The organism is Allorhizobium sp. DMC15, from assembly GCF_056314065.1.
Window position 1 is genome coordinate 60,082 of sequence record NZ_JBQUZB010000003.1, and the last position, 12,876, is coordinate 72,957.

Sequence of the window (12,876 nt, forward strand, 5' to 3'; positions counted from 1 at the left end):
TCCGGTTTCGACGCTTGTCGCCGCTCCTCATCCCACGTCGGAAAGGGTGCGTGAGGTCGGGCGAATGCCATCCCGCGACAGGCCTCCCACGCTGGCCGGCTGTCAAAAAGCCTTCGATCAAGGGCTTGTCTTTTGGCGATAAAATCCGGAAAAGGTTCGCACGCGGACGTGGCGAAACTGGTAGACGCAAGAGACTTAAAATCTCTCGGCCTCAGGTCATGCGGGTTCGATCCCCGCCGTCCGCACCAACCTGTCGATCAGGTCTTTTTCTCCACCAGCGTAAACGGCAGTTCGAAGGGCACCGAGCGCTCGGCGGCGATGTCGTTGATCGTGTAGCGCAGGACATAGGTGCCGGGGGCCGCACCGGCCACGTCGAGGGTGAGGTGGGTGTAGACCTCCTGTGCCGGCGAATGGGCGGTGAAGGTGAAGTTGCCGAATTCCTTCTGCAGGGCGAGCGTCTTGCCCTTGTCGTCCGAGAGTTCGAGATCGACGGTGAAATGCGCCTGGTGGCGGTCGCCCTCGACCGTCGTCCATTGCAGGCCGAGCAACTCGACATAGGCGAGAAGCGGCTCGCCGGCTTCGAAGATCGGTTCCTTCCGCGCCGTGTAGGCGCGGTAAGCCGTCGGCGTTTCCGTCACGAAGAGCGCGCGCGGCACCGAGAGCGGCAGGTTCGCCGTGAAGCGGGCCATGCCGGCATGGATCGCCTCGAAGGCCCCGGCCGCATCTCCGGCCGCGGCCTTGCGCTCGGCTTCGGCCGCGGCGTCGAGGAGGGGCCCGGCGTGAAGGCTTGAAGCGGTCGGGCCGGACACGGCCGAGAGAAGGACACCGGCCAGCAGGGCCTGCCGGAGACAAATGAGCAGGCTGCGGCCTGCGCGGAACATGCTAGCCATGTGATTCTCGTCCTCCTTCCGGCTTTGTCGCGAGTGTGGAAAGATCCGCTCCCTGCCGTCAAGCATCCCGTCGCCAGACCGCACGCTTCCGCTCAAGTCCGTGAGCAGAACCGGCGGCTTGGGCACGCAAAGGATCCGTCGACGGTCTCAGGACTTCCAGAAGATCGGCACCAACAACACCAGCATGGTCAGGACCTCGAGACGCCCGAGCAGCATGGCGAGAGACAGGATCAGCAGTTCCGGGTCATGCATCATGGCGAAATTGCCGACCGGGCCGATCAGCGGACCGATGCCGGGGCCGACGTTGGACAGCGCCGTAATGACCGAGGAGGTTGCGGTGGCGAATTCATAACCGGCGAGCGCCATGGCCATCGACCCGATGGCCCAGATGAAGACATAGGCGCTGAAGAAGAGGAACACGGCGCGCTGGGTGTCCGCATCGACGATCTGGTTGCCGTAGCGGACGGAATAAACGGCGTTCGGGTAGATCAGCCGCTTCAGACCGCTGACGATGATGTTGAAGAGGATGACGAAGCGATAGGCCTTGATGCCGCCGGCGGTCGATCCCGAGCAGCCGCCCATGAAGGTGGCAAAGAAGGCGGCGGCGACGGCAAAAGGTCCCCAGAGCGTGTAGTCTTCGCTGGCAAAGCCGGTCGTCGACAGGATCGACGAAAAATTGAAGAAGGAGTGGGTAAGCGCGACGGGCAGGGCGATGCCGTTGCGCAGATGGTTGTAAAGGCCGGCGGCGAGCGCAAAGGCGACGATATAGCCGAGGAACACGAGGATCTGCGGATCGCGCAGCGCGTCCAGCCGGCCCTTCACCACCAGCACGATGAGGATCGAGAAGGGAAGGCTGCACAGCGTCATGAAGAAGGTCGAGATCCACAGGATCGTCAGGCTGTCGAAATAGGCGAAGGAGTTGTCATGGTTGCCGAAACCGGCCGTGGCGACGGTGGAGAAGGCATGCACGATGGCGTCGAAATGGCTCATGCCGGCGACGTCATAGGCCACGATGCAGGCAAACGTGATGGCGACGTAGACCGCCATGAACGCCCGGGTGAAGGTTGCGATCCGCGCGAAGGGTTTGTCGCCGATATCGGAGGATTCCATCTTGAAGAAGGAGACGCCGCCGACACGCAGGAACGGCAGGACGAAGAGGCCGAGCGCGACGATGCCGATGCCGCCGAGCCAGGCGAGCAGGCCGCGCCACATCAGGATGCCGCGCGACATCGTATCGAGGCCGGAAATGACGGTGGAGCCGGTCGTGGTGATGCCGGAGATGGCTTCGAACAGTGCCTGGGCGAAGGTCAGGTCGAGGTTCGAGAAGTAGAGCGGGATGGCACCGACGACGGAAAACACCGCCCACAACACGTTGACCAGCAGGAAGCCCATGCGTTTGGTGAAGGCCGGCGGCGGTCCGCGCGTGGCCATGGCGGCCGTCAGCGACAGACCGCCGACGAGTGCTGCGGAGACTGTGAAAACCGACCAGTCGTCGGAGCCGTAATACAGATCCACCATGGCGGGAATCAGCATGGCCGTCGACAGGTAGAGGCCGCAAAGCGCGGCGATATAGACGACGGAACGGAACAGGTTGGCGTTCAAGGAATGTCTTCCGTTGTTTGGCAGTGCAAAGAAACTTTGTCTCTGCCCGGTGTCTATGCCATAGCGGGACGCAGTCCAAAATTCAACGGAGGGACGCGGTGACGCCCAAGGAAGTCGATGACGCGCTGGAGGCCATGCGGGGGCTCTTTGCCGAAACCCCTCTGCAGCACAACGATCACCTGAGCGCGCGCTATGGGGCCGACGTCTATCTCAAGCGCGAGGACCTGACGCCGGTACGCTCCTACAAGATCCGCGGTGCCTTCAACTTCCTGCGCAAGATTGTCGCCGACAGCCCTGCCGATACCACCTTCGTCTGCGCCTCGGCGGGCAACCACGCCCAGGGTTTTGCCTATGTCTGCCGCCATTTCGGCGTGCAGGGCGTGGTCTTCATGCCGGTGACGACGCCGCAGCAGAAGATCGACAAGACCCGCACCTTCGGCGGCGAGTTCATCACCATTCGCCTCGTCGGCGACATCTTCGATCAGTGCTACCAGGCCGCGCGCGACCATGTCGAGGCGATCGGCGGTTACATGGTGCCGCCCTTCGATCACCCTGATATCATCGAGGGACAGGCAACCGTTGCTGCCGAGATCGTGCAGCAATTGCCCGACGGGGTAACGCCGGATCTCGTGGTGATGCCGGTTGGCGGCGGCGGCTTGTCGTCGGGCGTGACCGGCTATCTGGCCAAGCGGCTTCCCGCGGGCGCCATGGTTTTCTGCGAGCCTGCAGGCGCGCCGAGCCTGCGCCGGAGCCTGGAAGCGGGAGAAGTCGTGACGCTCGCCAAGGTCGACAACTTCGTCGACGGAGCGGCCGTCGCCCGCATCGGCGACCACAATTTCGCAGCCCTCAAGCATTTCCGCCCGGAGCAGGTCACGATCGTGCCGGAAAATGCGATCTGCGTGACCATGACCGAGATGCTGAATGTCGAGGGCGTCGTGCTGGAGCCCGCGGGCGCTCTGTCGCTGGCGGCGCTTGATCTCATTCCGCGCGACGAGATCGCCGGGAAGACCATTGTGGCGGTGGTGTCCGGCGGCAATTTCGACTTCGATCGCCTGCCGGACGTCAAGGAGCGCGCCATGCGTCATTCGGGCTTGAAGAAATACTTCATCCTCCGCCTGCCGCAGCGCCCCGGTGCGCTCCGGGACTTCCTCAACCTGCTTGGCCCGGAAGACGATATCGCCCGCTTCGAATATCTGAAGAAGTCGGCCCGCAATTTCGGCTCGATCCTGATCGGCATCGAGACGGGCCATCGCGACAATTTCGCCGGCCTGTTCGCCCGTTTCGAAACGGCAGGCCTCGGTTTCGAGGACATCACCGACAACGAGATCCTCGCCAATCTGATCATCTGACCTGCGCCGACCTGGCGATGCCTTGCCGGTCGAGCCAGGCAACGATCTCGGCTGCCACCGCCGCGGTCGTGCCGGGCGAATAGGTATCGCCAGCGATCACATGGTTGTTGGCGTCGCCCGTTTCGCCCGGATCGAAACGCGCATGCGGCCCACCCCAGCGACCCAAGACGGCATCGGTCAAGTCCGGGCGCACGACGAGGTCGCGCGGCGAATAGACGAACAAGGCCGGGGTTTTGATCTGTTCCACCGGGGTGAAGCTGGCAAGCCGCACGGCCTGCGCCATCGGAATCAGCGCCTCGACAGGATAGTCTGTCGTCCAGTTGTGTGCGTTCAGCGCATTGACCGGCTCGAAGCCGCGCCGGGCGCCGATCACCATATGGGCGATCTCTGCCGCAAAGGGGCCGGTGAGCAGGAAACTGCCGGAGGCCTGGACACCGTAATTGGGGGAGACCAGCACTGCAGCGGCAATTCCGTCCGCAAGTCCCGGGCGCCCGAGGGCCCATGTGGTGAGCGACGCGCCCGTCGATGTGGCGATCACCACGACCCGATCGCCAAGCAGGCGACCGATCGCGATCGCCTCTTCGAGATCGGCAATCCAGTCACCAAGCGTCGCGTGTCCCAAGGCATCGGGATCTTCGAGGCCGTGGCCTGCAAGACGTGTGAAGAAAAGGTTGGCACCGAATGCTTCTGCCACCTTGTCGGGGAGGGGGCGGATTTCAGCCGGCGAGGCCGAAAAGCCATGCACATAGACAAGCGAGATCGCCGTCTTGGAAGGCCCGGCAGGGTCGGCCCACACGATCTGCTTTGCCAGTCCCTCGCGTATGCGGCCGGCCCGTGATTCCGTGGCTTGCAGGAAGGTTTCGAGAGACGCGAGGCTTACGTCGCGAGGCAGTCCTTTTCCCCGCTCGAGAGCGAGATCGGGCGGCCGGCGGTGGATGGTCGCCAAGATGATGGCGGCAACGATGACGAAGGCGAGCAACAGTCCCATGGCGATCCGCATCTTGAAGGTTCCCCCGATCCCTCTATCCCCCGAGAGAGCTTAGCAGGTGATCGGCGGCGTGGAAGTCGTCCGGTGACTTCCGCTCTGCGGTTGCCTGTGTTAGGGACGATCTATGTCCATTTTGTCTCGCATCCTGTCGATCTTCACTGGCGGCTCCTCTGGTGCCGCTCAAGCCCCGGCCGCCGAACCGCAGACCTACAAGGACTGCCTGATCCACGCCGCCCCGATCGCCGAGGGCAGCCAGTATCGTCTCGCAGGCCGGATTGAGCGGGAGATTGACGGCCGCTTGCTCGAGCGCAGCTTCATCCGGGCCGACGTGTTCACATCCCGAGACGACGCCATCGACGGCACGTTTCGCAAAGCCCAGCAGATCATCGACCAGAATGGTCCCGCTCTCTTTGCCGATGGCGCGGAAAAACGCAGCGTCTGACGCTGTTTTTCCGATTTTTCGTTCACGCGCGCCAATCCCGCTCACGCATTGTTAATGATGCGTCGCAACAATCCACCCCGATATTCTGATGCGGGTATTTTCAGTGGTTGTTGTTTCTTTCCGTTATTTACTCGGAATTTCATCTGGCATCGTCGGGCTCTTCGCGGCAGGACAAGCTGTGTCTCAGGACCAGGCTCAGGCCGCTCTGAGGGCAGCCGATCTGGCCTGGGTTATGGCGGCCGCAGGCATGGTTATGATGATGCAGGTCGGTTTCCTCCTTCTTGAGGCCGGCATGGTTCGGTCGAAGAACTCGATCAACGTCGCCCAGAAGAACCTTCTTGATTTCGTTTTTGGCGTGGTGGGATTTGCGGCGGTGGGTTTCATGCTGGCCTTCGCACCGTCAGGCTGGCTTCCGGTCGGATCTTCCTCCGACTTCTTTCTGCTCGGCCATCTCGACAGCTGGGTGGCGGGCTTCTTCGTCTTTCAGGTGATGTTCTGCGGCACGTCCGCGACCATCGTGTCGGGAGCCGTTGCCGAGCGCATGAAGCTCTCCGCCTATGTCTGGGGCTCGATTGCGCTTTCCACGTTGATCTATCCGATCTTCGCCCATTGGGTCTGGGGCACTGCGCTCGGCCCGAATACCGGGGCCTTTCTCGCCAATCTGGGTTTCGTCGACTTCGCCGGTTCGACGGTCGTCCATGCGACCGGGGGGTGGATTTCTCTGGCTGCCTGCCTGGTGATCGGCCCACGCAGAGGTCGATTCACTCCGGAAGGCAAGCCTGTGCGCATGGCGGGGCACAATCCGGTGCTTGCAACGACCGGGGCGCTTATTCTTTTCTTCGGCTGGATCGGCTTCAACGGTGGCTCCACGCTCGCTGCCAATGCCGACGTCGCACCGATCATCCTCAACACGGTGCTGGCGGGCGGCATGGGCACCTGTGTCGGCTACGCGCTCGGCGTCTATCAGGACGGTGTTGTCATTCCCGAAAAGGCGCTGTGCGGTATGCTGGGTGGTCTCGTTGCGGTTACCGCCGGCTGCCACGTGCTCGACCCCGGTGGTGCGCTTCTGGTCGGCGGGCTGGGATCGGCCGTCGCTGTCTATGGCAACCAGTTCATCGAAGAGCGGATGCGCGTTGATGACGCCGTCGGCGCCATCTCCGTCCACGCCTTCGCCGGCGTTGCGGGGACGCTCGCGCTTGCGCTTCTGGCCCCTGTCGAGCGGCTGCCGACTGGCGGCCGCTTCGACCAACTCTACATCCAGCTCTTCGGCTCGGCCCTTAACTTCTACTGGGCCTTCGGGCTCGGTTATGCCTTCTTCTGGGGGCTCAACAAGATTACGCCCATCCGTGTCTCGGCGGAGGTGGAGGATCTCGGCCTGAACATCGCCGAGCACGGCACGCGTCTCGGCGTTGGCCATGTCGAGGATGCGCTGTCAAAGCTGGTCTCCGGCAACGCCGACCTGCACGACAGGCTGCCGGTCGACCCCGGCGATGAAGCGGAAAAACTCACGCTGCTGTTCAACCGCCTGATGGACAACATCGAACAGGAAGAGCGCCACCGCAGTGATCAGAATTCGAAGATCCGGGACCAGGAGGAGTCCGAGCGTGTGACGGCGATTGCCAATGCAACATTCGAGGCGATCGTCATGCATGAGCAAGGGATCATTCTCGACGGCAATGAACAGTTGTCGACATTGACCGGCCGTACGCTCACGGACCTGATTGGCACGTCAATCCTCGATCTCGTTGATGAAGAAGGGCGCGAGCTGCTGCTCTCCGACATGGCGCCGTCCGGAGACATCTCCCGGGAATTCAACATTTTGCATACGACGGGCGCGGTTATCCCGATCGAGGCGCGTGGCCGCAACATCGAATACAGGGGGCGCAATATCCGGATCAGCTGCCTGGTGGATCTGCGCGAGCGCAAGGCTCAGGAGGAACGGATCCGCCATATCGGCCAGCACGACCCGCTCACAGGTCTGCCCAACCGCGCCCTGTTCACCGAGAGCCTGGCAAATTACGTTGACCGGGCCAATCGTGGCTGGGGTTGCGCCGTGGTGCTTGTCGACCTCGACCATTTCAAGGACGTCAACGATCTCTATGGCCACCCGGCGGGAGACGAGGTGATCCGCGAAACGGCGCGACGCTTGAGCCGCGAGTTGGGACCACAGGACATGGCGGCGCGCCTCGGTGGGGACGAATTCGCGGTGATTCTCGCCAACGGGCATTTCGAGGCCCAGATCGAGGATTTCAGCCGTCGCCTCGTTGAGGCCTTCCGCAAGCCCTTCGACACGGGGCAGGGCGAGCGGATCAAATGCGGCGTCAGCGTCGGCGGCGCGCTGTGCCCGGACCATGCCGGAACGCTGGAGGAACTGATCGGTCGTGCCGACGTCGCGCTTTACCATGCCAAAAAATCCGGCCGCAGCACGTTTCGGATCTACAGAAGAGGTATGGATGAACTGATCGAGAAACGGCGTGCCCTGGAGGCCGACATCGAGCGCGGTCTGGAGCGCAGAGAGTTTGAACTCTATCTACAGCCGCGCGTGGCGGCCCGCAACGGCGAGGTGGTGGGCTATGAGGCGCTGGTCCGCTGGAATCACCCTGAGCGGGGCATGGTCTCACCCGTCGATTTCATTCCGGTGGCCGAGGTCTCAGGCAAGATCATCCCGCTTGGGGAATGGGTCCTGGAGGAAGCCTGCCGTCTAGCGGACATCTGCCCGCGCGGTCTGCACCTGAGCGTCAATGTATCGCCCGTCCAGTTCCGTCACCCGGATTTCCTCGCCAATCTCGACCGCATTGTAGCGGCCTCGGGCATCGCGCCGGACAAGCTTGAACTGGAGATTACCGAAAGCGTGTTGATCGACGATGATGAACGGGCCCTGTTCATCCTGAACCATCTCAAACGCAGCGGCTTCCGCATTGCGCTCGATGATTTCGGCACGGGTTATTCGTCGTTGAGCTATTTGAGCCGTTATCCGTTCGATGTGATCAAGATCGATCGCAGTTTTGTCGCAGCTCTCGGAACCGAGGAAGCATCCAACGCCATCGTGCGATCGATCATTGACCTCGGTCGTGGTCTCGGCATGCGGGTGGTGGCCGAAGGGGTCGAAACCGCCGAACAGGCCATGCATCTGAGCGAAACGGGCTGCGACGAGTTGCAGGGCTATCTGCTCGGACGGCCGTTGCCTGCGTCACAGGCCATCGTGGAGATCGCGGCTCCGGTGGCCGAGGGCCTTCGCCGTGTCGCGGAACTTGCAGCCCATCGGGACCGGCTGTTGCGTCATGCCGGTGACATGGCTGTCGTCGATACCGTCCGCGCGATGCGGGCCTGACAGACCGTTTGCCGTAACGAGGATACGAAAAGACCGGCGGGGGTGCCGCCGGTCTTCTTGCGCTCTGCTGGCGGTGGATCAGGCGGCGAGCGCCAGTTCGGCAACCTTGGCCTGCGCTGCGGCAACGGCCTTTTCAGCGGCTTCCGGACCGTAGGCGACGCCTTCGACATAGATCGTTTCGACGAGCTCGATGCCGAGGAAGCCCAGAACCGTCTTCAGGTAAGGCTCAGCATGGTTCATCGGGGCGCCCGGACCGGAGGAATAGATGCCGCCGGCGGCCAGAACGAGATAGGCCTTCTTGCCCTTGGCAAGACCGACCGGACCGTTCTCGGTATAGGTGAAGGTGAGACCGGCGCGGGCTACGTGGTCGATCCAGGACTTCAGCGACGAGTAGATGTTGAAGTTGATCAGGCCGGTGCCGATGACGATGGTGTCGGCAGCCATCAGTTCTTCAACGAGCTTGTCGGAGAGGGCGACAGCTTCGGCTTCTTCGGCGGTACGGTCATCGGCCGACTTGCGGATGGCGGCGGTGAACGCGCCGTCGACGTGGTCCAGCTGCGTTTCGACGAGGTCGCGGCGCACCAGCGTGTTGCCCTCGGAGGCGGCAAACTTTTCTGCCAGTTCCGTAGCGATCGAGTTGGACAGGGATTCCGAGCCGCGCGGGCTGGAGGTGACGAGCAGGATGGACGACATGGGCAATTCCTCGAATGATCTGGGCCCTGGGAGCAGGCCAGCCATGCATCTAGACCCGAGGAAGCATTGATGAAACTGTGATAATCTAGATCGGTCATATCGAATAACTGGATGGATGAGTTCTCGTCGCCATGGATGCCAACCCGACCCTCGACCAACTGCAGGTCTTTTTGGCCGTTGCCGATGCCGGCAGTTTTTCCGCCGCCGCGCGGCTCCTCAACCGCGCCCAGTCCGTGGTGAGTTACACGATCGGCAATCTTGAAAGCCAGCTGGGGGTGGCGCTCTTTGACCGGACGGGCACGCGTCAGCCGCGGCTGACCGACGAGGGCAGGGCCATGCTGACCGATGCCCGCCGCATCGTCGGCGACCTGCAGGTGATGCGCGCCAAGGTTCGCAGCATGCGCCAGGGTCTGGAAGCGGAGTTGTCGATCGCCGTCAGCGTTCTCGTTCCGACGCCTGTGTTGTTGGCGGTGTTGCGCGATTTCCAACGGCAGTTCCCTTCGGTTTCGCTGCGGCTGGAGATCGGGGAGCTGGGACGTCTGGTGGAACTGGTGATGAGTGGCCGCGCCACGATCGGGATCGGCGGGGCATTGTCCCGCCAGGACGACACGCTGATCGTACATCGGATCGGTCACAATTTCCTGCTTCCTGCAGCCTCGGCCGATCATCCCCTGGCCGCACACAAGGGCACGCTCTCGCTTCAGGACGTCCGGGAGGAGACGCAGATCGTCGTCAGCGATGCATCCGACCTGACGTCGGGTCGCGACTTCAACGTCTTGTCCTTCAAGACCTGGCGCGTGAGCGACATGGCGACCAAACATCAGCTGATCAAGGGTGGTCTGGGCTGGGGCGGCCTGCCGGCCTCGATCATCCACGAGGACCTGCAAGCCGGTCGGATCGTCCAACTCGATCTGCCGGCCTATGAACAGGGGTCCTACAACCTCTACGCCATTCGCCGCACGGACAATCCGCCCGGGCCTGCCGGCACATGGCTGATCCGGGCGTTTGAGGAGAGATTGTCGAACTGCCCGGTCGATCTGCAGGCGCCGCCACTTGCCCAAGCAGTTTAGGAAATCGATTCAAGCATTTGAATCGACTCCCTTCATGACGTTCAGCTGCCCTTGGCGGCGCGGCCTCAAAGCGTCAGACGGAACTTCGCGAACCCTTCGGCGCCGTCGCCGGCATCCTCGATTTTCGCTCCGCTGAACGCGGCCAGATGATCGCGTGCCTTCGGGCCCGTCTCGAAGACAACAGTGGTGTCGCCGATCGGGGCAAAGGACCAGTTGCCGTCGGCCGACGGATTGATCGTGCCCTGCTCGACGATGTAGCGGACGATGATGTCGCGGTTGGTGTCGGGGCCGACGAAGATTACCTTGTCAGCGGCGATCTCCGGGAATTTGCCGCCACCGCCGGCGCGGTAGTTGTTGGTCGCGACCGCAAAGGTCTGGCCCGGATCGATCGGCTTGCCCTCGAACTGCAGATTGACGATGCGGCTCGATTCCGGATGCACGACAACGCCATCCTTGTCATAGCGCGCGGGCTTGGTGAGATCGATCTGATAGGTCACGCCGTCGATGACGTCGTAATTGTAGGACGGGAAATTCGGATTGATCAGCGGAGCATCTTTCGCGCCCTTCTCGATCTGGTTAAAGATGCCGGCCGACATTTCGAGCCAGTTCTTCACCTGCTCGCCGGTGATCGCCACCGCCTGGATGGTGTTAGGATAGAGATAGAGGTCGGCGACATTCTTGATCGCGATATCGCCGGCGGGAACATCGGTGAAGTAATCGGCGCCGCCGCGACCGCCGGCCTTGAACGGGGCGGCGGCAGAGAGAATGGGCAGGTCCTTGTGCGGCCCGTCCTTCAGCATCTGCCGGATGTACCAGGACTGGGCGATCGAGACGATCTGGATCGAGGGATCATCGGCCACCAGGGCGAAATAGGAGTAGAGCGGTGCCGACGTCTTGCCGACGGGGGTGCGCACATAGTCGAGCGTCGCCTGATGCTCGGCAGCGACCGAGGCGACGACCTCCGGCTTGTCCTTCACGTCCGCCACGACCTTGCGATTGTCGTCACGATGGTAGATCGGCCGTGCCTCGCAGGTGAAGTCGACGATTTTCCAGCTCGACCCGTCCTTTTCGAGCAGCAGATCGATCAGGCCCATATGCGAGCCCCAGAAGCCGGCCATGACGGCCGGTTTGCCGAGCAGCGTGCCCTTGGCGGCATCCGCACCCGGAACGTTTTCGAAGTCTTTCGGGCCGGGGAAGACGAGGTGCTGGTGGCCGGTGAAGATCGCGTCGATCCCCTCGACGCCAGCGAGATAGAGCGAGGCGTTTTCCATGCCTTCGCTCTCGCCATGGCCGTCAATGCCGGAATGGGAAAGCGCAATCACGATATCGGCGCCGTCCTCCTTCATCTGCGGCACCCAGGCGCGCGCCGCCTGCAGGATGTCGCGCGTCATCGCCTTGCCTTCGAGGTTCTTCGCATCCCAGAGCATGATCTGCGGCGGCACGAAGCCGATGAAGCCGACCTTGATCGGGCTTGTGGCACCCGAACCATCGCGGATCTGCTTTTCGATGATGTGGTAGGGCTTGAAGTAGAGGGGATCCTGCTTCGGGTCGGCGGCGAGCTGGCCCTTGGTCAGGTTGGCGCAGACGAAGGGGAATGTCGCCCCCGCCAGCGTGTTGAACATGAAGTCGAGGCCGTAGTTGAACTCGTGATTGCCGAGCGTGCCGCAATCATAGCCGAGCACGTTCATCGCCTTGATCACTGGATGCACGTCGCCGGGTTTCATGCCCTTCTGATAGGCCATGTAATCGCCCATCGGATTGCCCTGCAGGAAGTCACCATTGTCGATCAGCATCGAATTGCCGGCCTCGGCTCGGATGGAATCGATGATCGAGGCGGTGCGCGCGAGACCCATCGTGTCGTTGGGTTTGTCGGCGTAGTAGTCGTAGGGCATCACATTGACATGGATGTCGGTCGTTTCCATCAGTCTCAGATGCGCCTGATTGCCCCCGGCTCGCGCGGCGTAGGGATGCAGCGCAACCAGTGTGGCCGAGGCGGCAATACCTCCCAGGAAGGAGCGGCGGCTGAAGGGGTGAAGATCGACCAATGAGGGCATGCGCTGTCTCCCGGCGATGAGCTCGTGCTGAAAGCGACAGAGGTTAGGTCGCTTTCAAGATGCTTGCACCTGTAAAATGACAGGGGTGAGACGTTGGCGTTGATGATCCACCTGCTATCTCGGGACGAGATTGCGCGGATCGCGATGGAAATTGCGGAAATAGGCGGTGATCTGAGCGACAGCATTGGTGGTCTGTTCGAATTCGAGGCCCATCTTGCCGGCGCGGTACCAGCGGACCGTGCATTCGATATGGCCGAGTTCGGCACAGCTGACCGTCACGGTCGCTCCGCGCTTCGCTTCGATCCAGCCCTCGAGGTAAAGAGCCATGCCGGTTCTGGAAATGTCGATGATACGGATGTTGAACTTCTGGCCGACGAATTCGAGCGTTCCACGGATGTGGCACCGTATGCGTTGGCTTCGGCGCCCGTCCGGGTTGAGTTTGGCAGCAAGCATTAAA

The 12,876-nt window shown here is 62.3% G+C and carries 10 protein-coding genes and 1 tRNA gene; 5 read left to right on the forward strand and 6 right to left on the reverse strand.

Annotated elements, in window-relative coordinates:
* Positions 1 to 162: 162 nt before the first annotated feature.
* Positions 163 to 248 (forward strand) — tRNA-Leu (locus tag ACT53S_RS14535).
* Between the two features lie 9 nt (positions 249 to 257).
* Here the strand turns inward: ACT53S_RS14535 and ACT53S_RS14540 are convergent.
* On the reverse strand, positions 258 to 890 hold the full coding sequence (locus tag ACT53S_RS14540) for a hypothetical protein (RefSeq protein ID WP_476067528.1): 633 nt from the start codon (positions 888 to 890) through the stop codon (positions 258 to 260).
* Positions 891 to 1,037: 147 nt separating this feature from the next.
* Positions 1,038 to 2,492, reverse strand: a complete 1,455-nt coding sequence (locus ACT53S_RS14545) for a TrkH family potassium uptake protein (RefSeq protein WP_142069360.1) — start codon at positions 2,490 to 2,492, stop codon at positions 1,038 to 1,040.
* A 134-nt stretch (positions 2,493 to 2,626) separates the two neighbouring features.
* On the opposite strand from ACT53S_RS14545, the gene ilvA reads away from it, so the two are divergent.
* Complete coding sequence (ilvA, locus tag ACT53S_RS14550; protein WP_476067929.1) at positions 2,627 to 3,841, forward strand: threonine ammonia-lyase; 1,215 nt, start codon at positions 2,627 to 2,629, stop codon at positions 3,839 to 3,841.
* Here ilvA and ACT53S_RS14555 read toward each other — a convergent pair.
* Positions 3,834 to 4,841, reverse strand: coding sequence for an alpha/beta hydrolase (locus ACT53S_RS14555; RefSeq protein ID WP_476067529.1), 1,008 nt, complete (start codon positions 4,839 to 4,841; stop codon positions 3,834 to 3,836). The genes ilvA and ACT53S_RS14555 overlap by 8 nt on opposite strands.
* 112 nt (positions 4,842 to 4,953) lie before the next feature.
* Here ACT53S_RS14555 and ACT53S_RS14560 point away from each other — a divergent pair, with 112 nt between their 5' ends.
* Together ACT53S_RS14560 and amt are read left to right on the forward strand one after the other, a co-directional pair.
* Entirely contained in the window at positions 4,954 to 5,271 is a 318-nt protein-coding gene (locus ACT53S_RS14560) for an HlyU family transcriptional regulator (RefSeq protein ID WP_476067530.1), read from the forward strand.
* Between the two features lie 178 nt (positions 5,272 to 5,449).
* Entirely contained in the window at positions 5,450 to 8,602 is a 3,153-nt protein-coding gene (gene amt, locus ACT53S_RS14565; RefSeq protein WP_476067531.1) for an ammonium transporter, read from the forward strand.
* 78 nt (positions 8,603 to 8,680) lie between these two features.
* On the opposite strand, the gene ACT53S_RS14570 is transcribed toward amt, so the two are convergent.
* Positions 8,681 to 9,295, reverse strand: a complete 615-nt coding sequence (locus ACT53S_RS14570) for an FMN-dependent NADH-azoreductase (RefSeq protein ID WP_113377332.1) — start codon at positions 9,293 to 9,295, stop codon at positions 8,681 to 8,683.
* Between the two features lie 131 nt (positions 9,296 to 9,426).
* Between ACT53S_RS14570 and ACT53S_RS14575 the strand changes: the two genes are divergently transcribed.
* Positions 9,427 to 10,365 carry a LysR family transcriptional regulator gene (locus ACT53S_RS14575; RefSeq protein WP_113377333.1) on the forward strand — a complete coding sequence of 313 codons (939 nt, stop codon included), beginning with the start codon at positions 9,427 to 9,429 and terminating at the stop codon, positions 10,363 to 10,365.
* A gap of 65 nt (positions 10,366 to 10,430) precedes the next feature.
* Here the strand turns inward: ACT53S_RS14575 and ACT53S_RS14580 are convergent, their stop codons facing one another.
* Together ACT53S_RS14580 and ACT53S_RS14585 are read right to left on the reverse strand one after the other, a co-directional pair.
* A complete protein-coding gene (locus tag ACT53S_RS14580) occupies positions 10,431 to 12,419 on the reverse strand; it encodes a bifunctional 2',3'-cyclic-nucleotide 2'-phosphodiesterase/3'-nucleotidase (protein WP_476067532.1) in 1,989 nt (662 codons plus the stop codon).
* Between the two features lie 114 nt (positions 12,420 to 12,533).
* On the reverse strand, positions 12,534 to 12,872 hold the full coding sequence (locus ACT53S_RS14585) for a PilZ domain-containing protein (protein ID WP_476067533.1): 339 nt from the start codon (positions 12,870 to 12,872) through the stop codon (positions 12,534 to 12,536).
* Positions 12,873 to 12,876: the final 4 nt, after the last annotated feature.